Here is a 21,032-nt window from a genome sequence, read left to right as displayed (position 1 = left end):
AGCGTCATGTCTGATGTCTTCGGAGCGAAGCGTGAATTTCCAGCAACTTAAAATCATCCGCGAGGCGGCCCGTCAGGATTACAACCTGACTGAAGTCGCCAATATGCTTTATACCTCTCAGTCGGGAGTGAGTCGGCATATTCGCGAGCTTGAAGATGAGCTCGGTATTGAAATTTTTATCCGGCGCGGCAAGCGCCTGCTCGGGATGACAGAACCGGGTAAGGCGCTGCTGGTCATTGCCGAGCGCATCCTGAATGAGGCCAGCAATGTTCGCAGACTGGCCGACCTGTTCACCAATGATACATCTGGCGTACTGACCATTGCCACGACGCACACCCAGGCGCGATATAGTTTACCGGAAGTGATCAAAGCCTTTCGCGAGATTTTCCCGGAAGTCCGACTGGAGCTTATTCAGGGCACGCCGCAGGAGATAGAGGTGCTGTTGCAAAACGGTGGCGCGGATATCGGCATTGCCAGTGAGCGTCTGAGTAATGATCCGTTGCTGGTGGCCTTTCCCTGGTTTCGCTGGCACCACAGTTTATTAGTACCTCGCGATCATCCCCTGGTGCAGACCTCGCCACTGACGCTGGAAGCGATCGCGCACTGGCCGCTAATCACTTATCGTCAGGGCATTACAGGGCGCTCCCGTATTGATGAAGCCTTCTCCCGCAAAGGGTTGTTGCCGGATATTGTCCTGAGCGCTCAGGATTCTGATGTGATCAAAACGTACGTTGCTCTGGGGCTGGGGATTGGATTGGTCGCCGAGCAATCCAGCGGCGAGCAGGAAGAGGGGGCGCTGACGCGTCTTGATACCCGACATTTATTTGATGCCAATACCGTCTGGCTGGGGCTGAAGCGCGGACAGTTACAGCGCAACTACGTCTGGCGGTTTATTGAGTTGTGTAATGCGGGGCTGTCTGTCGAAGATATTAAGCGCCAGGTGATGGAGTCGGATGAGGCGGTCATTGATTATCAGATATAAAGCAAAAAGCCCGCTAAAAAGCGGGCTTCTTTAAATCTGGCTCCTCTGACTGGACTCGAACCAGTGACATACGGATTAACAGTCCGCCGTTCTACCGACTGAACTACAGAGGAATCGTGTGAACGAGGCGAATAATACTGACCGCTCTGTAACGTGTCAACAGTAAAATTCGCACGTCATTTCAATTGGTTAATTAATCTTCAAAACCACGATTTAATGGACGTGTGATGTCGGTATATTGTCCTCTTCTGGGTTATCACGCAGTCGCAGTAAGGGGTCCTGGCGATAAAACTGACAAAAACGTTGCCACAATGCCGGGAAACGCGGGGCGAACAGTTCCGGGGCGCTGAAGAAGTATTCTGACAGAACCGCAAAGCATTCAGCAGGGTCGGTTGCTGCGTAAGCATCAATGCTGGATGCGGTTTCACCCACAAGATCAATTTCATCCTGAATATTGTTCATGGCTGCGTGGAGATCGTGCTCCCAACTGGCCACTTCGCGCAGAGGAATCAACGGGATACCGCTGGCCCGGTCGCCATTGCGCATATCAAGTTTATGCGCCACTTCATGGATAATCAGATTGAAGCCGGACGCATCAAAGGAGTCCTGGATATCAAGCCAGTTCAGAATTATTGGGCCTTGCTGCCAGCTTTGCCCGGACTGGACAACGCGCTGGTTATGCACCAGACCAATATCATCTTCCCATTCATCATCCACAACAAAAGGCACAGGGTAGATCAGCACTTCATGGAAGCCATCGAGCCATTCGATGCCCAGCTCCAGCACCGGGAGACAAAAAAGCAGCGCAATACGCGCGCTTTTCAACGCATCCAGTTCAAATCCCTGAAGAGCGACCAACCTTTTTTGCTGTAAAAAACGCTCGGCCAGCGCAATTAATCTGGCTTGCTCTTGCGCGGTCAGGTTGACCAGAAGGGGAATTGCCAGGGCGTCATCCCACGGCAAGGCCGCATTCTGGTCTGTTTCGTGTACTTTCCAGGGCCACTTAATCATCGTTTTGCTCGCAAACTCGTCACTTGAACAAAATTGCAGGAACAGGGTCTGTTAAAATGCCAAATTACCTGGCATCATGGCAACCACCAGAACGGAGAGATGCCGGAGCGGCTGAACGGACCGGTCTCGAAAACCGGAGTAGGGGCAACTCTACCGGGGGTTCAAATCCCCCTCTCTCCGCCACTATTCAAGCACTTAGTTCACTCCCTTTCAACGACCCCCGTCACACTTGGTATAGTGTTGGTATATTCACCGGGTATGCTTCTCGCCATCATCCTCCTCCGATTTTTCCAGAACAGGACGAGTCAGCGTCGGGGAACACTTGCGCTTTGCGATCGGCAACAAACCTCTGGCTTTCCGTTTTATGACCGGAGAATAACGGCTTCTCTTTGCCGGGTTCGCCGCGAATTTAACCGGTGATTATATTTGGCAATATTGGTGAAGCACTGACAGGCAGTACAGAGAGAAATTGTAGAAGTTTTAAGATAGCAATATGCCATTGAGTGGATTTTTCTATTTTTCAGGTGAGGATTAATAGGTGTAATCCTGTTAAACGGCCTCAATCAAGATATGAAAAAATGTATATTTGACTCCGAAATAGCATTCTTTGACGCCGACAGCATCAACGAGTTTTTATCGAGTTCGTTTTTGATACCTTAAATATAGCAGCTTCCGGTCAGTCGAAGTTTCTATTAACAGTCGCACAAGTAAGAATCGCATATCGCTTCTGATTTTTGTGTGAACTCACTGTTTGCTCATTGATACTTAATTCACTCTGACAAGGAAATGGCAATGAAAAAGGTTCTTCTCTCTGCTGCAATCGCGACTGCATTTTTTGGCATGGCTGCGGCAAATGCTGCTGATACTAATGTCGGCGGCGGTCAGGTTAATTTCTTCGGTAAAGTTACCGACGTATCTTGTACTGTTTCCGTAAACGGCCAGGGCAGCGATGCTAATGTTTATCTGTCTCCGGTAACGTTAACGGAAGTTAAAGCTGCGGCTGCGGATACCTATCTGAAACCAAAATCTTTCACCATCGATGTTTCTAACTGCCAGGCGGCGAATGGTGATCCACAAGATGACGTGAGCAAACTGGGTGTGAACTGGACCGGCGGCAACCTGCTGGCGGGCGCTTCCGGCAAACAACAGGGCTACCTGGCCAATACGGAAGCGGCTGGCGCGAAGGATATCCAACTGGTTCTGTCTACCGATAACGCCACCACGCTGGCCAAGAAAATCATCCCGGGCGACGCCGATCAACCGAAAGCGACTGGCGACGCGGCTGCCGTTCAGGATGGCGCGCGTTTCACTTACTATGTTGGTTATGCCACCAGCACGCCTAACAGCGTGACAACCGGTGTGGTCAATAGCTATGCGACTTACGAAATTACCTACCAGTAATATCGGCTGAGAGATAAAACCGCCTCGCGCCGGGGCGGTATAAAACGATAATAAAGCGGCCGCTGCTGCCGCTTATTTTTTATTCAGAGGTCAGCATGAAGCTTATTGCCCTTTTTTTCTGTTTCATTTTTAGTTTTGCGGCTAATGCTAATAACATTATTGTTAATGGCACCCGCTTTATTTATCCAGGAAATGAAAAAGAAATAACGGTGCAGCTCTCTAATACCGCAGATCGTCCGGCACTGGCACAAGCCTGGCTGGATAACGGTAATGCCGATGCGACGCCGGATACGATTACTACACCATTTATTATTACACCACCTATTTCCCGCGTTGACGCTAAAAGCGGTCAGACTTTGCGTATTAAGCTCGGCAGCAATGCAGGGCTCGCTAAAGATAAAGAGACATTATGGTGGCTGAATCTTCTGGAAATTCCGCCGGTAGAGGCTAACCAGAAAAATGAAGGGCAGAATATCCTGCAACTGGCGATTCGTTCTCGCTTTAAGTTTATCTATCGTCCGAATGGATTAGGCAACCGTGATGCGGCGGCGGAAAAGTTGGTGCTTTCCGCCAACGGCAGCAGTCTGTCCGTCAACAATCCCACGCCTTTTTATATCACCGTAAGCCGTATCTCTCGTGACGGCGGCAAAGCGCTGAACAGCAAAACGGTGATGTTTGCCCCACAGTCCAGTCAGACTATCGTGCTTTCCTCGACAGTGAACAAAGGCGAGACCCTGACTGTTAACAACATTAATGACTATGGCGCAGATGTCGCAGTGAAAGTTGCCGTTAAATAAGGGAAACGATCATGAAGCAGAGGTCAATCCGCCCGGAAAGATTAAGTACGGCAATTGCGATTGCACTGTACTGCTTTCCGCCATTTTCAAGCGGCCAGGAAAACCCAGGAACGGTTTATCAGTTTAACGATGGCTTTATTGTCGGCAGTCGCGAAAAGGTCGATCTGTCGCGCTTTTCCACGAGCGCTATCTCCGAGGGTGTTTACTCACTTGATGTGTATACCAATGGTGAGTGGAAAGGCCGCTACGACCTGAATATCACCCGTGGAAAAGACGGCAAAATGGGCGTCTGCTACACCAAAGCGATGCTGATGCAATACGGTATCTCGCCAGAAAAATTTAACCCACAGCTTAGCGCGAAAGAGGGCTATTGCGGACGACTGCAAGAGTGGCGTAACGAAGAAAATGTCAGCGACAACCTGATTCAGTCCTCTCTGAGGCTGGATATTTCCGTACCGCAAATCTACGAAGATCAGCGCTTTAAGAATTTTGTCAGCCCGGAGTTCTGGGATAAAGGCGTTGCGGCGCTGAATTTAGGCTGGATGGCTAACGCCTGGAACAGCCACACGTCATCGGCCAACGGGTCAGATAACAGCAGCGCCTATCTTGGCGTTAACGCGGGTCTTTCCTGGGACGGCTGGCTGCTCAAACACATTGGTAACCTGAACTGGCAACAGCAGCAGGGGAAGGCGCACTGGAACAGCAACCAGACCTACCTGCAACGTCCGATTCCGCAAATTAACTCGATTGTCAGCGGTGGGCAGATTTTTACCAACGGTGAGTTTTTCGACACCATCGGCCTGCGAGGGGTAAATCTGGCGACCGATGACAATATGTTCCCGGACGGTATGCGTTCCTATGCCCCGGAAATTCGCGGCGTGGCGCAAAGTAACGCGCTGGTGACGGTACGTCAGGGCAACAATATTATCTATCAGACCACCGTGCCGCCGGGACCGTTTACGTTACAGGATGTTTACCCCTCCGGCTATGGCAGCGACCTTGAGGTTTCAGTAAAAGAAGCCGATGGCTCGGTACAGGTGTTCAGCGTGCCTTATGCCTCGGTAGCGCAATTACTGCGTCCGGGGATGACCCGCTATGCGCTCTCTGCCGGTAAGGTTGATGATAGTTCGCTGCGTAATAAACCGATGCTCTACCAGGCAACCTGGCAACAGGGCTTAAATAACCTGTTCACCGGCTATGCTGGCGTGACCGGTTTTGATGACTATCAGGCATTCCTGCTGGGGACCGGGATGAACACCGGCGTCGGCGCCTTGTCATTCGATGTCACCCATTCGCGGTTAAAGAGCGATACCCTTGACGAGCATGGTCAGAGCTACCGCGCCACCTTTAACCGTATGTTCACCGAAACGCAGACCAGTATTGTCCTGGCGGCGTATCGGTACTCCACCAAAGGCTACTACAACCTGAACGACGCGCTGTACGCCGTCGATCAGGAAAAGAACCACAACAGCAACTACACCGTGTGGCGACAGAAAAACAGCATGACCTTTACCGTAAACCAGAACCTACCTGACGGCTGGGGCGGTTTCTACTTAAGCGGTCGGGTGTCGGATTACTGGAACCGTTCAGGCACGGAGAAGCAGTATCAGCTCAGCTATAACAATATGTTCGGTCGCCTCTCATGGTCGGTCAGCGCTCAGCGCGTCTATACGCCGGACAGCTCCGGTCATCGTCGCGACGATCGCGTTTCGCTCAACTTTAGCTACCCGCTGTGGTTCGGCGAGAATCGCACCGCGAATCTGACGTCAAATACCTCGTTCAACAACTCGCACTTCGCCAGTTCGCAGATTGGCGTCAACGGCTCGCTGGACAGTGAAAACAACCTCAACTATGGCGTGTCGACCACCACCGCGACCGGAGGCCAGCACGATGTGGCGCTGAACGGCAGCTACCGTACCCCGTGGACCACGCTGAACGGCAGTTATAGTCAGGGCGAAGGGTATCGTCAGAGCGGGCTGGGCGCCAGCGGGACGCTGATTGCCCATCAGCACGGCGTGGTGTTCTCGCCGGAAAGCGGCACCACGATGGCGCTGATCGAAGCGAAAGATGCCGCAGGCGCCATGTTGCCAGGTTCGCCGGGGACCCGCATTGACAGCAACGGCTACGCCATTCTGCCGTATCTGCGGCCTTACCGGATTAACGCCGTTGAAATTGACCCGAAAGGCAGTAATGACGATATCGCTTTCGATCGTACCGTGGCGCAGGTTGTGCCGTGGGAGGGGAGCGTAGTCAAAGTTGCCTTCAATACCACGGTGCAAAACAACATCACGGTGCAGGCGCGCCAGGCGAATGGCCTGCCGTTGCCGTTCGCCGCCACGATTTTTGACCCGAGCGGAAAAGAGATCGGTGTTGTGGGGCAGGGCAGCATGATGTTTATCAGCGACGCCAGCGCGTCAAAAGCCACGGTTAAGTGGAATGGCGGGCAATGTACGGTGGATCTGAGTCAGGCAAAAACAAAGGAAACGCTATGTCGCTGAGTAAAAGACTGACGCTTTTTATTGGATTAATGGCGCTGGGGACAACATCGGCATGGGCTTTCTGCTCGCGCCTTTCACAGCCGACGGTGACATTAGACATGGCCATCGGGCGAGTGGTTGTTCCGCCGGATCTGCCGGTGGGCTCAGTGATTGTGTCCCGTGACTGGACAATGTCGGCGTCGGGTGGAGCAAGCTATAGCTGTTCAGCCGGTACTAACCGTTTTGCGGCGAAAATTGTCGTGCCCGGAGCCACCGACCTGGGGAATAAAATTTATTCGACAAACGTAGACGGCATCGGCTTGCGTTTTAGCCGCGGTGGCGCAACGGTCAATATTGTCTACCCGGATGTCTACTCCTCCTATGTCAACAGGCAGACCAATTATTCACTGGAAGGCTCCCGCTTTACGCTGGAAGTGATTAAAACTGCGAACGTGACCGGCAGTGGCACCCTGGCGGCGGGGAAATATACCTCTTATGACTGGGAAAACGGCAGTAACCCGATCCTTGAAACGTTCCTCAGCGCCAATGCCATCACCGTCGTCTCGCCCTCCTGTACCGTGTTAAGCGGTAAGAATATGAACGTTGATATCGGTACGATTAAGCGCAGCGATCTGAATGGCGTTGGCACCACGGCGGGAGGCAAAGATTTTAATATCCAGTTGCAGTGCAGCGGCGGCGTAAGTGAATCCGGTTTCGCCAATATCCATACGACTTTTTCCGGCAACCTGGCGACAAGCACCACTGCCGCTCAGGGCGTGCTCATCAACGAAAAAAGCGGAAACGCTGCGGCGAAAGGGATTGGCGTCCAGGTACTGAAAGATGGCACCCCGCTGGAATTTAGCAAGAAATATAATATCGGCACCTTGCAGACCCAGGAAACCCGTTACATTACATTGCCTTATCGTGCACGCTTCTATCAATACGCATCGACCACAAGTACCGGTGAGGTGGAGTCGCACATGATCTTTAACCTGACGTACGATTAATTCGGGAGGTGGGTATGCGTGATTCAGCACAGTATAAAAATATCAGACGACTCACTCAGTTGACCCTGATAAGCGGAATGCTTGTCGCCTCTTCAGCGTGGGGATTTGAAACCAATTACGATAGCGGACGGGTGGACTTCGCAGGACGAGTGACGGATATCTCCTGTAGCGTGGCGCTCAACGGGGGCGACAATGCGGGCAGCGGTAGCGTCTGGCTGGCTCCGGTAAGCCTGGCGGAAGTACATGCCCGTGGCGCGGGCGCATTTATGAAACCGCAATCCTTCACCCTGGAATTGTCGAACTGTCAGTTACGTCATGATGGTGGCGCTGCGAATAACGATGAGATCAGCACGGTAAGTGTGCGCTGGATTGATGGATTCACGGTCAATACCGTCGGCAACGAAAATGCCGGTTATCTGGCGAATACACGAGCGGATGGGGCCAGCCATATTTTTCTGGCGCTGTCGACCAACGACAATAATACGCTGGATAAAAGCAACAAAATTGTTCCGGCTGACCCGCAGCAAAACCGGGTGCCTTTGGTGGAAAAAGCGGTAAGCGGCGGTGTGTTTACTTATTACATCGGTTACGTTACACCAGCGCCGGAGAAAGCGACCAGTGGCCCGTTGACCAGTTGGGCAACCTGGGAGTTAGTGTATAACTGATTTCTTGCGTGTGAAGGTTGATTTTGATGCCGGAATCTTCCGGCATTTTTTTCCCTTTTTTAAACCGTAACCTCTTCTTTGACCAGTTGTTCAATACTGACTTCTTTCCAGTAATGCCCCTGAATGGCAAACCACTCCATACCCTGCAACCATTTCTTATGCGCTTCGCTTTCGACGCCTTCAATAATCACATTATGTTGGTTACGGGAAAGGAAAGTGACCAGCGCATCCATTAATGGCCGACCAGACTCTTTCTGCATTAAATGCCAGAAGAAGTTTCTGTCGATTTTGACATAGTCAAAATGATAGCCACGAATCGCGTTAATTCCCGCGTAGCCAGCGCCAAAGTCATCGAGCCAGAGTAAGGAGCTGTGGGAATCACACCAGGCGGCGAGAGAGTTATTCAACAGTTCGTTAGAGTTTTCCGTGAGTTCAAAGTGAACGCAGCCCAGTGCTTTGACTTTCGCTTTCACTTCTGGCCGTAGCAGGACGCTGAGTATATGGTCGTCAATGTTAATCGTGGCAGAAACATTGTTTTTTATAAACCACGCTTTATGTTTTTCTATTAACGCCAGTTGTTCCATAAAGATACTTTCCCGTAAGTCCGCATTGGCATAACGAAATAACTCTTCTGGAGAAACAGGGATATGGTCAAAGCGGCTCAGGCACTCAACGGCGACAAGCGCCCCGAGAGGTGAAAACATTTTTTGGAAGACATATCGAACGGATATATCGCTACGTGACAAATTATGATTGAAAAACATAAGTGCGTCCATTATATCTCGTCAGAAATCAGGTCAACGGTGGGAGGAGGTGGTATTAATATAAGTGATATTTTTGTCGGTGAAAATGATTGACAGGGGGCTGGTTAACAATTAATTATCGGTTTTTGATTGGTCATCTGCACATTTAATATGTTTAGCATCGAAACATATTGACGATTCTTTTGTTCATCACTTGCGAGTTATTCATGCCTAACTTTCTCATAATACTCGCTCTGTGAGTGTGGGCTGTTTTATAGTCAATATTGAGAAGCTCTGCTATTTGTTTATTGTTATGGTTGGCAATCATTAGCGCCAGCACCTGCTGCTCCCTGGTAGTGAGTTTTCGCCGGGTGTATAAGCGCTGATATTCGCGGGCCGTTAAAGGATGTTTGAAGATGGCCGAGAGATCGGAGCAAGACGCGTTTTCCGTCAGAATCAATACATTTTCAAGATCGAGAAGTTCACGACATAAGCTGGCGAGGTCGCTTTTTACAATCAGAACGAGCAGCGTGCAGTGCGTGAGATACATTCGTAATCTATTGAGTAAGGCGACCGTTCTGGCCGCAGAGATATCCTTATGAATGACATTGATAATAATCGTACCCGACTGAGGGGCACAGGTTCTCCCGGCGATCTCCTGATAGCCCAGCGTGGTAATATTTATCTCATTGTCTACCATGTAATGCAGGATTGATTGCCCAATGAGATTATCATCAGTGTAAAATAATAAATTACTCAATGTTTTCCCGGTCTGTTAAACTAAAAAAATCTTATTTTTAATTTTATTGTCAATAATTAATTTGACGATAACATTCTCTATGTAATGTTTATAATCGTCACTTTTATGCTGAAACATACAAGAGATGCGGAAATCTGCTTCTTCATACGATTTTTCGCTATGGAGTTCTGTTACGCTGATGATTTTTAAGTTAGTCATTACGCTGCCATATTCACCAAAGCTCATCTCAACATTTTCTAACACATTATCTTTACGCATAAATTTAAGTTGAGATTGGGTGGATATGAAAGAACACCCGCCGTCAGAGACATCATTTAACGTATGTTTAAAAGTAACGCCATTTTTATAACGACCAGAACAACAGAATTGATAACTCTCTCTTGTCTTAAGTCGGGGGGACGATCGCCGTTGCAGTATGTTTATGCTCTCAGGAATGGCAAAGCGGAAAACGTTATCCGGGCTATTGTGCTCAGTATTTATCTGTGCGGTGGCAAACTCAATCCTGCCAAGTTTACTGTGGATCTGAAAACAGACATCGTCGTTTTCAGATAACGAAGGCTGAAAAGAGGGAGGGAGATCGATATAAAAAGATGAACTGTCAACTTTTCGTAAATCTGATTGCCAGCTCAGATCGTTAAAACTAAAATCCAGTTTAGACTTAACCCTGAATTCTTCTCTCAGGATAGCAATAATTTCATATCTGGATTTTTTCGAAACTCCTTCTGACATACCATCTCTCTAAAATACAATGTCCTTTCAGATTATTATCCCATGTTGCGATCGCCTGTTTATTAAAAATAAAAGGATGCGGCCTATTGTTGAATTTTCAAAAATAGTTCAATGCTATTGATTGCGTATTGACATTCGGTGAATTTGCCCGGCATGTGCCGGGCAAGGAGGGCGGTTTAGAACAGAACTGAGTAGTTCAGACCAAAGGTGCGGCCGCGTCCTTTGTAGTCATACAGGGAAGCGGGGCCGTAACCAGGGCTGTAGTACAGCGGTGCGCGCTGCCCCCAGACGGTGGTGTAGTCACGGTCGAAGAGGTTCTCAACGCTGAAGCTGAGTTTACCCACCGGAAGCTGATAGCTGCCGAGTAAATCGACGGTGGTATAGCCATCAATGCTGTAGCCTTCTGCATCGCTCACATCGAAGGAGGTGGTGCTCTGTACGCGCAGGCTCCACGGGTCCGGCGCCCAGCCAATGTAGGCTGTCGCTTTCGATGGACTTGCCACCTTCACGTCATATTTCTGCCAGCTACCGTTCACTTTCGACTCGGTTTTCAGCACGTTGAAGTTCGCACCGGTACTCCAGTCGGTATCTGGAATCAGGTAGTCCACCGCGCCTTCCACGCCGTAAATGCGGCGTTTGTCGTCCACCACGCTGATGGTCAGATCTTTATTCGCCACCACGCTCTTATCGGAAATCGAGTAGTAGGCCGCGATTTGGGTGCGCAGGTTGTCGCCGGTAAAGCGCCAGCCCAGCTCATAAGAATCGACCTTCACGCCTTCCAGCTTGCTGTCGCCGACGTTCACGCTGTTGGTCAGAGGAAGGTGACCGTTCACCGCTGCGCCATAGGTGCCGCGACCGTAGTATTTACCCGGGTCCGGCAGCTCCACGCCCTGGGAGAAGTTGAGCCATGCCTGCTGGCGTTCGGTGATGTGCATCAGCAGACCGGCGTTGAACAGGAAGTTGTCGTAATCGACCGAGCCGCCTGGAATGGCGTCGGCGGATGTCGCCTTCCCGGCGGCAATCTGCTGTTGTTGCGCGTAGCCGATGAAATCATCAATCTTGTTCTCGGTGTACTGATAGCGTACGCCGCCGCTGAGGGTAAAGATATCATTGATGTCATAGCTCGATTGCAGGAAGGCCGCCAGGTTGGTGATGTCATACGACGGATAGCGCCCGGTGGTGTAAATCTTCTGGTTGTTCAGCCCCCCGGAAGCGCTTGCCTGGGCCAGATCGAAGAACATCTGGTTGGAGGTAAAGCGCTCGTGGTCGGCATCCAGCCCGTAGGTGATTTGCCAGCCGTCCAGCGGTTTGCTGTTCAGAGTCAGTTTCATGCCGTACTGGTCGGTGTCCTGCTGTGACGAGGAGAAAGCCGTCGCCTGTTTGTTCGCATTTACGGTCGGGAACGGGTAGAACAGCAGCGACTCATCGCGGTAGTAAACCTGGCCGACCAGCTCCTGACCAAAGAAATCGCTGTTGGAGTACTGTAGGCTAATCAGATGACGCTCGGTGCCGGGAATACGGTCGGAATTCAGCCCCTTACTGACGTATGGCGTGCTGGCCCCGCTAATGGCGGAGAAATCTTTCCCAAGATTCAGCCCGTAATCGTCGTCGCCCTGGCTTTTATAGTACTGCGTGATCAGCTGAAGCTGCTGGGTTTCATCGATGTTCAGCGTACCGGTGCCCATGATGTCCAGGCGATCGGAATACTGTAGGCCGGTCTGGGTGTTATCGAGCAGGGTGGCATCGCCGTTACCGTCAAACCAGCCGCCAAACTTCTGGTACGCCACTGAAACACGCCCGGAGATATGGTCATTGCCGCCGGAGATGGCGCTGGCAATGCGCTCATCGTGATCTTTACTGCTGTTAAAGCCGCTTTTGGTGCCAGCCTCAAACTCCATCTGGGTTTCCGGCTGGCCTTTTTTGGTCACGATGTTGATCAGACCACCGGTACTGCCGCCGCCGTACAGGGCCGTCGCGCCGGAGATCACTTCAATATGGTCGATATTGAAAGGATCGATAGAGTCCAACTGTCGGCTGTCGGTGCGTGAAGAGTTGAGACGCACGCCGTCAACCAACACGACCAGCGGGCGGCCACGCACGTTCATACCGTAATTGGTGCGGCTCTGGCTGCTGACATCAAGGCCAGGGATCAGCTGAGCCAGCGCGTCTTTCAGTTCTTTGCCGCCCTGAGTCTGCTGTTCCAGTTCGGCGTTTTCGATAACCCAGGTGGTTTGCGCCATCTCCGCTACGGTGCGATTGCTGCGGTTGGCAGACACCACGAGCGTTTCATCATCGGTTTGTTGAGCGACTGCTGGCGCCATCATGGCGAGAAGCAGTGGGTTGAGAGCCCAAAGCGTATACTTTTTGCTTATCATCATTATTCCTTCACACGGGCGGAAAAAATCAGCCCAAAGATGCTGTGTAGCGAGTTAAAGAAGCAGCCTCCGGCTGCGGTTTTTCCCGGCTGCCGCTGCGCCATTGAATCAGGGCGGGCGGCATACTGAGATCGAATAAATCACGCCCCAGCGCGCGATTAAGAATACGGGCGGAGCGCCAGGCCATCAGGCTGAGCTGTGGTTCGGCGATGCCGTGGGTTTGCATACTGGCGTTGACCGCGAAGATGTTGTTCTCTTTCGGGCCGTTCCACTCCAGGGTGAAGTCGTCGCGTACTTTGAAATTGCACTCATCGCGCATGGCGATTCGCGACATCAGCGGTGAAAGTATCTGCGGCAGCGCGGGACGGTAGCCGGTGGCGAAAATCACCACGTCGCTTTCCAGAGTGTCATAGCCGTTATCCAGATGATGCTCCAGCAGCAGTTGCCAGCTCTGGCCACGACTTTCCAGCCCGGTGACCGAGCGGCTTGGCAGCAGACGGGCGTTACGCGGTTGCCTCAGTACCTCGAAGCGGTGATACAACTCGCGATAGATGGTCAGTAGCGAGTCGGCCGTGATGCCGTCGGAGGTCATTTTCTGCTCGTCGAGCATCTTCTGGCGCGCGCTTTCATTCAGACCGACGAAGCCTGAAACGTACTCAGGCGTGAAGTATTCGTTGGCGAACGCCGCCTCATCCAGCGCGTTAAAGTTATTGCGGCGCGAGACCCAACTGATCTCTGCAACGTCGCCCCATTCTCCGCGCAGCGCATTGAGGAACAGGTCGGCGCCGCTTTGCCCGCCGCCAACCACGGTGACTCGCTTGCCGCCGAGGTCTGGCTGGCGCAGGCTCATTTCACTGGCGTGGAAGCAGGTTTGCGTCGCCGTTTTTACGCAAGGCGGCAGGTGCGGTTGCTTGCCAATGCCAAGGCAGATATTGCGGGCAACGCTTTCGCCCTGGCTGGTCTGCACCACAAACCGCTGGCGTCTCTCGTCGAAATCAATACTCTCAACGATATGATTGAAATGCAGATTGTTCATCCCTTCGGCGGCCCAGCGCAGGTAGTCGGAAAACTCATCGCGGGACACGGTACGCAATTCGGTGGTCAGGAAGCGGTAGAATTTTTTGCGCTTCACCAGATAGTTAACAAAGCTGTACGGGCTTGTGGGAGCCACAGCGCTAACCAGATCTTTCAGAAACATGGTTTGCATATGGCAGTCCGGCACCAGCATGCCGGGATGCCAGGCAAAATGCGGGCGGCCGTCAAAGAAGCGGCTGCTTAATTCTTCGGCCTGATGAGACAGCGCCGCGATGCTCAGGTTGAACGGGCCGATGCCTACGCCAATAAAATCTACAGTGTTTGTCATGATTCAGTCCCTGGTTGCCAGCCACAGCGGGTTTTGCAGATCCTCAAGGTAATTCGGCAACATGCGGCTGCCGCCGTCCTGGTCGGGCCAGGTCAGTTTTACCGGGTTCAGCACTACGCGAATGATTTGTGGCTTGAAGAGTGAGAAAAGCGCAAAGCGCGCTGACATTTGTGGATGTTCCTGCATGTAATCACTCAACACTGCTGCCAGCAGTTGATAAAAACGCCTCTCCGGTACGCCAAGGCGAGCCATCAGCGGCGAAACAAAGCGCAGAACCGTCACGAAGTGGCCGGTCTGCAAATCATGAATTAAGTAGTCGGCGCTCAGGCGAGCGGTGACGTCACGCACCTCCTGAGGCAGAGAGTCCATCTCCGGGAACGCATCTTTCACCAGCCGCATATCGCCCTGGAAGTCTTTCAACAGTACGCGCTGCGGTACGCCCTCTTTCATGGCGAGCGTTATATTTTGTCCGTGGGCGATAAGCGCGACGCCGTAGCGGCAAAGCAGGTGATACAGCGGAACCACTACCACCCGGAACAGCTGCGTAAGCCAGGTTTCAGCGTCCAGCCCGGAGCGGTCGATATATGCACCTATCAGCGGATGATTGTTTTCATCGCACTCCATCAGTGTCGCCATCAGAATCGGACTTTCGTCCGGCTTCAGCCAGCGACACGGATTCTCACGCCAGATAACGCCGAGCATCTCCTGGTAGCGGTAGGGGGCCTGGGCAAGAGCGGCATAGCCTTCATGGGACACATAGCCCGCCGCCGGTTCACCGAGGATCACCGCGCCGCTTTGCTTAAGCGTGGCGTCGGTCGCAAAAACCTGTTGCAGCCAGCGTGAGGCCAGCGGCCCGGCAGCGATGTATTTGCCCGGAATCCCCCGATAGCAGGAGGTGTTGTAGATGGTCAGCGGCAGCTTGATATCCAGCCCGCCCTGGCGACTGGCGTTGGTCAGGGTGCGCAGCGACTGCTGGGCGAGCCACAAGTCGCCAAACTCGCCGAGAGAAATCATCCTGCCTTCGGCAAGATCGGCGATGAAGTCGAGGGCGATTTTTTGCTGCCACTGCCACGGATGTACCGGCAGTGGTAGCCAGTCGTTATCCAGCCCGTTTTCCTGCCAGACCTGATTGAAGCGGGCAAACTCCGGCGGGTCCATCGCGGCCGTCAACAACTGCTGAATATCCAGCTCGCTGTCGCAGCGCCAGACCATATGCTCACGTTTTACCGCCAGCCAGTGCAGTCTGAAGGTGTTGGCGTACTCTGGCGCATATCGCTCCAGCGCCTCTTTGCCCCAGCCCCGACGGCCTTTATTAAAAGCGAATTTAGGATGGCCGCTTAGCAGGCATTGCAGGCGGTCGGCATCAAGATCAATCAGGTCACTGGCGCTCAGCCCGCGCCGTGCCTTCAGCAGTTGCAGGTCGCCCAGCAGCGTGGCATACAAATCCTGCATATGCTCAGCAACGGTGGCATCGCTCATCGACAGCACCGGCTTTAGTTGCATCAGTAGCGTTTGCGCCAGAACGGGCTCGTCCGCGCAGCGCAGCGTTTGAGCATCAATCCACAGCCAGCCCCAGATGCCGCGTTCAGCGCTGAAGCGCCATTGCGCACCCGGCAGGTTAATGCAGTAGCGGCCATCGCCCTGAGATTCCGCGTGAAAAACCTGCTCATACTCCAGCTCGGCCAGCATTTTTGCCACCAACTGGCGGTTAACAAAATCCCAATCCTTGTGATTCATTACAGACCGACCTCCGTGAAGAAGTGATGGCGATCCGCCATCACCATGCGCGAGCGCTTGTGTGGGAAGTCGAACTCTTTAATTGTCCGGTATCCCGCAGGCTCAAGGTGGCGAAACAGTCGCTGGTTATCGGCGCGTGGCTCAAGTACGGTGCGCTGCGTGCGGGGCTCATCCAGCAGCAGGTAATGCGTCAGCCCGCGCAGCCAGCTTTGTACGTAGTGGGCTCCGCGCCATTGCTGTTCACCAACCAGCAGATGCAGGCCACGGTCAAAGGGTTGCCATGAATAGTGGCGGCCAATGCGGTCTTCCGCCGCCCAGTAGATTTCGAAATAGCTAAACGGCCGATCGTCGAAGCAGCCGATCAGCGGGAACGCATGTTTACCGGTGAGCTGGCGCTCCAGATAGGCGGTCTGTACCTCCAGCGAGCCGCTTTGCTCCCAGAAATACTCAACGCGCGGATCGTTCATCCAGCGGGTGAAACGTTCTGCATCAAGAACGGGATCGGCAACGCGGAAACTCAGCGTCTTGCGAACGCGTGGATCGTAACGGCGATAAACCTCGCCCTGCGGACGGGGCGGGCGCAGCGGGAAATAAATCTCACGCTCTGCATCAAAAACCATTTCGCCGGAGGCCCGGTTTGCCGGAGAACTCAGCCATAGCGGTAACTGCCAGAAGGCGGTGCGATGGATGATGTCGCTTTTTACCTGCCCGAAAAGCGTCAGCGCCTGTGGCTCCTCGCGCCATTCGGCCCAGGGGAGAACCACCGCTGAAAGTTGCGGTGCGGCGATAAATATCTGATCCAGCGCGTCGCGCAGCCACCCTGTCGGCAGAGGCCCCGGCCAGCGCAGCACCGCGCTATTGTCCAGCCCCCAGCTAAGATTCAGAGGCTTGTCGAGATTTTCACAGCGCAGTCCATATCCGCTGTGAACGATGTTTGCCTTAGACATTTAACCCTCCTGAGCCAGCAGCGGGTTGGCGAAATCGAAGTAGATCACCGAGGGATCGACGATGGTGTTCTCGTTGTGGTCGTTCAGATAACAGAAAAAGTTACCTTTTACGTTCCAGTACGGATTTTCCAGCACGTAGTTGAGGCAGGTTTTATGAGTCACCTGATCACGCACTTCAGCCAGCAACGTTCGTACACGAGCCATCAGATTCGCTTCACTGTCCAGCCCGGCAGCGCCCAGCGCGGCGGTCACGGCAAAAGTGGAGTTAACCAGCAGGTAATAAGGGAAGTAGCGCAGCAACTGCTCATGGGTGAAGACGTTTTCCGCCTGCGCCTCGCCAATGGTGTCGAGCCAGCCTGCCGCGTGAGGCATAAACGCGCTGCCCTGGCAGTCACGGTAGATAAGCCCGACCGGCAGATCCCCAAGCATCTGAACCAGAATATTTTGCTGATGCGCCAGCAGCACCAGGCCGTAATCCGCTTCAGCCGTAAACAGCGGCTTCAGCACCTGCTGACAGTAAGCATCGACCCATGCGTGGGCGGCCTGTTGCGCAGTGATGCCGAGGCGATCGCTCAGGCGTTTTACCGCCGCAACCAGCAGCGAATCACCTCCATCCGGTGCGGCCTGGGTCAGGGAGACCAGTACGTTAGTCTGGCTTTGCGGCTGATCCACCAGCAGGTTTTCACGCAGGGCAAACAGGCTTTCCTGCATGATGTTGCCGTGGAGATCGCGCAGCCCGGCCCAGCCGTCTTCCTGCATCACCCGGAAAGTCGGGAAGCGGGCCTGTAGCATCTGCCAGTCGTCGGTTTGCGCCAGGCGCGCCAGGCGCATTCCACGCTTCACTTCTTTCACTGACAGGGTACGGACGGAGTTGGTCAGGCGCACGCTCAGGGAGAATTTGATCATGTCGCGGCTGGTGGCGCAGTAGAGCGAGCGGGAAGAGGTGGTCGGTAGCCACGGCGCGCCGGCTTCGCCTAAATCTTTAATTAGCCCTTTAGCGACAAGCTCCTGGCACCACTCCTGCTGCAACAGATACTCCCCCTGCCACGGGTGCAGTGGGAATAGCCATTGATTGTCGTTTAATTCGTTAAGTAACTGCGGCGCATTCTCTGCGGCAAATCGCGTCAACCGCTGTTGCAGGTTGAGATGCAGGCTTTCACCGGCGATCTGCGTTTTGTCCACCGCAAACCACCGCAGCGGGAAGTGGGGCGCGAAGTCTGGCAGGTAGCGTTCGGCCTCCTGCTGGTTAAACGGTTCATGAGACTTAGGCGCCGGGTGGAAGGCGTGCCCGACCAGCAGAGCCTGCTCCGCCTCGCCAAAGTTCAACGCTTTTTCACGCAGGGCTGCCCAGTCATGGCGGGCATCAATCGCCTGCTGCGTATGGGCGTGGCTTTCCATCACGCGCTGGTGGAAGGTTTCGCAACTGGTCGCGGGCAGCAAGAGTTGGTGCTGGAGCTTATCAACAATAAGCCGGGAGAGGGTGGCGAAATCGACGGGGTGACTGCCGGAGGCCGTGACCAGACGCGCCGGAAATTCAAAGCGGTGATGCTGGGTTGGGGAAAAATAAGCCACTCTGAAATGGAGCGCCTGCTGTTCGCCCAGCGGGATGATCAATTCGGTTGGCTGGTATTCCGTCAGCCGCCAGTCTTTGGTTTCACGAACCAGGGAATTCAGGAAGCACTGCGCAGCCACATCCAGGGCTGACGTTTTAGTTGGCAAAGTCATAATCAAACAGATCCCACTCGTTATGATAATGCGAATTTTGCCGATAAGGTTTCTCATTATCAATAACAATTGTTAGAATCGGTAAAATTAATTTTACAAATAAACACAATTAATACATGGAATTGCAACATCGTGACGTCTCTTGAGAGCGCGGAAACGCCGCAAAAACCATTGTCCTGCTGGCCGCTTGCGTTCAGTGCGGGGTTACTCGGTGTCGGGCAAAACGGCCTGCTGGTCGCGATCCCTGTACTGGTGATTCAGACAAACCTGAGCCTGTCGATTTGGGCGGCTTTGCTGATGCTTGGCTCAATGCTGTTCCTGCCATCTTCCCCGTGGTGGGGAAAGCAAATTGCCCATGCGGGCAGTAAGCCTGTGGTGCTGTGGGCACTGGGGGGATACGGCGCAAGTTTTACTCTGCTTGGGCTGGGAAGCATGCTGATGGCGACCGGCGCCGTAACAACAGCGGTGGGGCTGGGAATATTAATCATCGCGCGGATCGCCTACGGGCTTACCGTGTCGGCGATGGTGCCGGCCTGTCAGGTCTGGGCATTGCAGAGAGCGGGGGAAGGGAATCGCATGGTCGCTCTGGCAACCATTAGCTCCGGCTTGAGCTGCGGCAGACTATTCGGGCCGTTGTGCGCGGCGGCGATGCTGGCAATTCACCCTCTGGCGCCGATGGGGCTGCTGATGGCAGCGCCACTGCTGGCGCTGGTGATGCTGCTGCGGTTGCCTGGCACGCCACCGCAGCCCGCAGCGGAGCGCAAGAGCGCCAGCCCGAGGCTGGATTGCCTGCCTTATCTGCTTTGCGCGCTGTTATTAGCCGCGGCGGTGAGCATGATGCAGCTTGGTCTTTCGCCCGCCCTTACTCGCCAGTTCGCCACGGATACCGCCGCCATTAGCCACCAGGTGGCGTGGCTGTTAGGGCTGGCCGCGGTTGCTGCGCTTATCGCACAGTTCGGGGTGCTCCGCCCGCAGCGCCTGACGCCGATGGCGCTGCTTTTGAGTGCCGGAGCGCTGATGATTTGTGGCCTGGCGATAATGCTCGCCGAACAGCTATGGTTGTTTTACCTCGGCTGTGCGGTGCTGTCGTTTGGGGCTGCTCTGGCAACACCCGCTTATCAGCTTTTACTGAATGATAAGCTGACAGACGGCGCAGGCGCGGGCTGGATCGCGACCAGCCACACGCTTGGCTATGGGCTTTGCGCATTGCTGGTGCCGCTGGTGTCGAAAACCGGCGCCGCAGCGGCGCTGATTGTGGCGGCTTTTTTCGTCGCTGTGTTATTTACCGTGGTGTCTGGCTTTATCTGGCGCAGCCGCTACCGTTCACGTCATTCCGCGATTTAAGCGTAAGGAAAAGTTATGGCTGGAGTTCAGGGCTACCGCCTGTTCAACGTTCAACTGGCGCGTAAGACGGAGGTTTCCCCTTCGCTGCTGAGCCTGGTTTTCAGCGGGCAGGAGGTGGCGCAGATGAAATGCGACTCGCCGGATCAGCGCATTAAGATGTTGTTTCCGTCTGAAGACGGTACGCCGCCGTCGTTGCCTGCCGAAGGGCACTGGTATCAGCTTGTACTGGGGATGCCAAAAGAGAAGCGCCCGGTTATCCGTACCTATACGCTGCGACATGTCGATCCTGCTCGCCAGGAGGTCACCGTGGAATTTATCAATCATGGTACAGAGGGACCGGCTTCGGCATGGGCGATTAACGCCAGACCCGGCGACGCCATTCAGATGGTGGCACCTGACGCGGCGTATGCTGAAGACAGCGGCGGCTATGAATGGACGCCTCCCCAGGGACTGCGGAATGCGTTAATCATTGCTGATGAGACGGCGCTCCCCGCCGCGCGCGGTATCCTTGAGATGCTGGCGAGACAGACCAACCCGCCACAGGTTCAGGCGTTCTTTGAAGTTCCTGAACAGGGCGACTGCGCGAATTTAAGCGAGTTTAAGTTCGCCGACATTTTTTGGTTGCCGCGTAACCCCGCAGCGGCGAAGCACGGTGAATGCCTGATTCAGGCCGTGAAAACGCATGCCAGAGTACCCGAAAGTCGCCATCCCGATACGGTGGGTACGGTGAAAGAAGAAGCCGAAGGGGAGCTTCTCTGGGATAAGGCCACGACCAGCAGCACGGCGTTTTATGGGTGGGTGGCCGCAGAGTCCACCGTCGTCAAACTGCTGCGCCGCCATTTAATTGGCGAGCGTGGCGTCGAGCACAAAGCGATTAACTTTATGGCATATTGGTCTAAAGGGCGCGCGTGATAATAAAAAGCCCGCATCATGAAATTATTCCATTATGCGGGCTTAGTGCAGTATCTA

The 21,032-nt window shown here is 53.7% G+C and carries 17 protein-coding genes and 2 tRNA genes; 9 read left to right on the top strand and 10 right to left on the bottom strand.

All coding sequences use genetic code 11. The annotated features are described in order from the left end of the window. Positions 1-31 precede the first annotated feature (31 nt). The gene (cbl, locus tag OGX75_RS06850; protein WP_058669458.1) at positions 32-982 is read left to right on the top strand and encodes an HTH-type transcriptional regulator Cbl; all 951 of its coding nucleotides are present in this window, start codon (positions 32-34) and stop codon (positions 980-982) included. Positions 983-1,019: 37 nt separating this feature from the next. On the opposite strand, the gene OGX75_RS06845 is transcribed toward cbl, so the two are convergent. Both OGX75_RS06845 and mtfA read right to left on the bottom strand, forming a co-directional pair. Further along, positions 1,020-1,095 (bottom strand) — tRNA-Asn (locus OGX75_RS06845). Between the two features lie 100 nt (positions 1,096-1,195). Then, positions 1,196-1,993, bottom strand: coding sequence for a DgsA anti-repressor MtfA (gene mtfA, locus OGX75_RS06840; RefSeq protein WP_012131863.1), 798 nt, complete (start codon positions 1,991-1,993; stop codon positions 1,196-1,198). Positions 1,994-2,086: 93 nt separating this feature from the next. Here mtfA and OGX75_RS06835 point away from each other — a divergent pair. The 6 genes from OGX75_RS06835 (at position 2,087) to OGX75_RS06810 (ending at position 8,340) form a co-directional block, all read left to right on the top strand. After that, a tRNA-Ser gene (locus OGX75_RS06835) sits at positions 2,087-2,176 on the top strand. Positions 2,177-2,785: 609 nt separating this feature from the next. Then, the gene (locus tag OGX75_RS06830; RefSeq protein WP_049011647.1) at positions 2,786-3,394 is read left to right on the top strand and encodes a fimbrial protein; all 609 of its coding nucleotides are present in this window, start codon (positions 2,786-2,788) and stop codon (positions 3,392-3,394) included. A gap of 95 nt (positions 3,395-3,489) precedes the next feature. Further along, entirely contained in the window at positions 3,490-4,191 is a 702-nt protein-coding gene (locus OGX75_RS06825) for a fimbrial biogenesis chaperone (protein WP_058669310.1), read from the top strand. Positions 4,192-4,202: 11 nt separating this feature from the next. Beyond that, positions 4,203-6,689, top strand: coding sequence for a fimbria/pilus outer membrane usher protein (locus OGX75_RS06820; RefSeq protein WP_012131867.1), 2,487 nt, complete (start codon positions 4,203-4,205; stop codon positions 6,687-6,689). Beyond that, positions 6,680-7,675 carry a fimbrial protein gene (locus OGX75_RS06815; protein WP_047462854.1) on the top strand — a complete coding sequence of 332 codons (996 nt, stop codon included), beginning with the start codon at positions 6,680-6,682 and terminating at the stop codon, positions 7,673-7,675. Before OGX75_RS06820 ends, OGX75_RS06815 begins: the two co-directional genes overlap by 10 nt. Before the next feature lie 14 nt (positions 7,676-7,689). Then, complete coding sequence (locus tag OGX75_RS06810; RefSeq protein WP_012131869.1) at positions 7,690-8,340, top strand: fimbrial protein; 651 nt, start codon at positions 7,690-7,692, stop codon at positions 8,338-8,340. 59 nt (positions 8,341-8,399) lie between these two features. On the opposite strand, the gene mrkJ is transcribed toward OGX75_RS06810, so the two are convergent. The 8 genes from mrkJ to iucA all read right to left on the bottom strand — a co-directional run bounded on the left by mrkJ (position 8,400) and on the right by iucA (position 18,719). Then, positions 8,400-9,116, bottom strand: a complete 717-nt coding sequence (gene mrkJ, locus OGX75_RS06805) for a cyclic-di-GMP phosphodiesterase MrkJ (RefSeq protein ID WP_110494101.1) — start codon at positions 9,114-9,116, stop codon at positions 8,400-8,402. Between the two features lie 142 nt (positions 9,117-9,258). After that, complete coding sequence (locus OGX75_RS06800) at positions 9,259-9,843, bottom strand: helix-turn-helix domain-containing protein (RefSeq protein ID WP_024130227.1); 585 nt, start codon at positions 9,841-9,843, stop codon at positions 9,259-9,261. 15 nt (positions 9,844-9,858) lie between these two features. Then, entirely contained in the window at positions 9,859-10,572 is a 714-nt protein-coding gene (locus tag OGX75_RS06795) for a flagellar brake protein (protein WP_104868515.1), read from the bottom strand. Between the two features lie 176 nt (positions 10,573-10,748). Continuing rightward, positions 10,749-12,950 carry a ferric aerobactin receptor IutA gene (gene iutA / locus OGX75_RS06790; protein ID WP_286451245.1) on the bottom strand — a complete coding sequence of 734 codons (2,202 nt, stop codon included), beginning with the start codon at positions 12,948-12,950 and terminating at the stop codon, positions 10,749-10,751. A 25-nt stretch (positions 12,951-12,975) separates the two neighbouring features. After that, on the bottom strand, positions 12,976-14,310 hold the full coding sequence (gene iucD, locus OGX75_RS06785; RefSeq protein ID WP_286451246.1) for an NADPH-dependent L-lysine N(6)-monooxygenase: 1,335 nt from the start codon (positions 14,308-14,310) through the stop codon (positions 12,976-12,978). 3 nt (positions 14,311-14,313) lie between these two features. Next, positions 14,314-16,047 carry an NIS family aerobactin synthetase IucC gene (gene iucC / locus OGX75_RS06780; RefSeq protein WP_286451247.1) on the bottom strand — a complete coding sequence of 578 codons (1,734 nt, stop codon included), beginning with the start codon at positions 16,045-16,047 and terminating at the stop codon, positions 14,314-14,316. After that, complete coding sequence (iucB, locus tag OGX75_RS06775) at positions 16,047-16,994, bottom strand: N(6)-hydroxylysine O-acetyltransferase IucB (RefSeq protein WP_248623471.1); 948 nt, start codon at positions 16,992-16,994, stop codon at positions 16,047-16,049. The genes iucC and iucB overlap by 1 nt, the downstream gene beginning before the upstream one ends. Beyond that, the gene (gene iucA, locus OGX75_RS06770) at positions 16,995-18,719 is read right to left on the bottom strand and encodes an aerobactin synthase IucA (RefSeq protein WP_286451248.1); all 1,725 of its coding nucleotides are present in this window, start codon (positions 18,717-18,719) and stop codon (positions 16,995-16,997) included. 132 nt (positions 18,720-18,851) lie between these two features. Between iucA and OGX75_RS06765 the strand changes: the two genes are divergently transcribed. Beyond that, positions 18,852-20,063 (top strand): MFS transporter, encoded by a 1,212-nt coding sequence (locus OGX75_RS06765; protein ID WP_286451249.1) that lies wholly within the window; start codon positions 18,852-18,854, stop codon positions 20,061-20,063. A gap of 15 nt (positions 20,064-20,078) precedes the next feature. Continuing rightward, on the top strand, positions 20,079-20,975 hold the full coding sequence (locus OGX75_RS06760; RefSeq protein WP_286451250.1) for a siderophore-interacting protein: 897 nt from the start codon (positions 20,079-20,081) through the stop codon (positions 20,973-20,975). Positions 20,976-21,032 lie beyond the last annotated feature (57 nt).

Origin of the sequence: Citrobacter sp. CK199, assembly GCF_030333285.1 — a bacterium.
GTDB classification, from domain to species: Bacteria; Pseudomonadota; Gammaproteobacteria; order Enterobacterales; family Enterobacteriaceae; genus Citrobacter_B; species Citrobacter_B koseri.
This window is presented reverse-complemented; position numbering and strand designations above follow the sequence as displayed.

Coding starts and splice junctions, on each gene's coding strand:
- mrkJ (WP_110494101.1), bottom strand. CDS start 9,116: ATGGACGCACTTATGTTTTTCAATCATAATTTGTCACGTAGCGATATA.
- iutA (WP_286451245.1), bottom strand. CDS start 12,950: ATGATGATAAGCAAAAAGTATACGCTTTGGGCTCTCAACCCACTGCTT.
- OGX75_RS06760 (WP_286451250.1), top strand. CDS start 20,079: ATGGCTGGAGTTCAGGGCTACCGCCTGTTCAACGTTCAACTGGCGCGT.
- OGX75_RS06810 (WP_012131869.1), top strand. CDS start 7,690: ATGCGTGATTCAGCACAGTATAAAAATATCAGACGACTCACTCAGTTG.
- iucA (WP_286451248.1), bottom strand. CDS start 18,719: ATGACTTTGCCAACTAAAACGTCAGCCCTGGATGTGGCTGCGCAGTGC.
- mtfA (WP_012131863.1), bottom strand. CDS start 1,993: ATGATTAAGTGGCCCTGGAAAGTACACGAAACAGACCAGAATGCGGCC.
- OGX75_RS06820 (WP_012131867.1), top strand. CDS start 4,203: ATGAAGCAGAGGTCAATCCGCCCGGAAAGATTAAGTACGGCAATTGCG.
- OGX75_RS06830 (WP_049011647.1), top strand. CDS start 2,786: ATGAAAAAGGTTCTTCTCTCTGCTGCAATCGCGACTGCATTTTTTGGC.
- iucD (WP_286451246.1), bottom strand. CDS start 14,310: ATGACAAACACTGTAGATTTTATTGGCGTAGGCATCGGCCCGTTCAAC.
- OGX75_RS06795 (WP_104868515.1), bottom strand. CDS start 10,572: ATGTCAGAAGGAGTTTCGAAAAAATCCAGATATGAAATTATTGCTATC.
- OGX75_RS06815 (WP_047462854.1), top strand. CDS start 6,680: ATGTCGCTGAGTAAAAGACTGACGCTTTTTATTGGATTAATGGCGCTG.
- iucB (WP_248623471.1), bottom strand. CDS start 16,994: ATGTCTAAGGCAAACATCGTTCACAGCGGATATGGACTGCGCTGTGAA.
- OGX75_RS06825 (WP_058669310.1), top strand. CDS start 3,490: ATGAAGCTTATTGCCCTTTTTTTCTGTTTCATTTTTAGTTTTGCGGCT.
- iucC (WP_286451247.1), bottom strand. CDS start 16,047: ATGAATCACAAGGATTGGGATTTTGTTAACCGCCAGTTGGTGGCAAAA.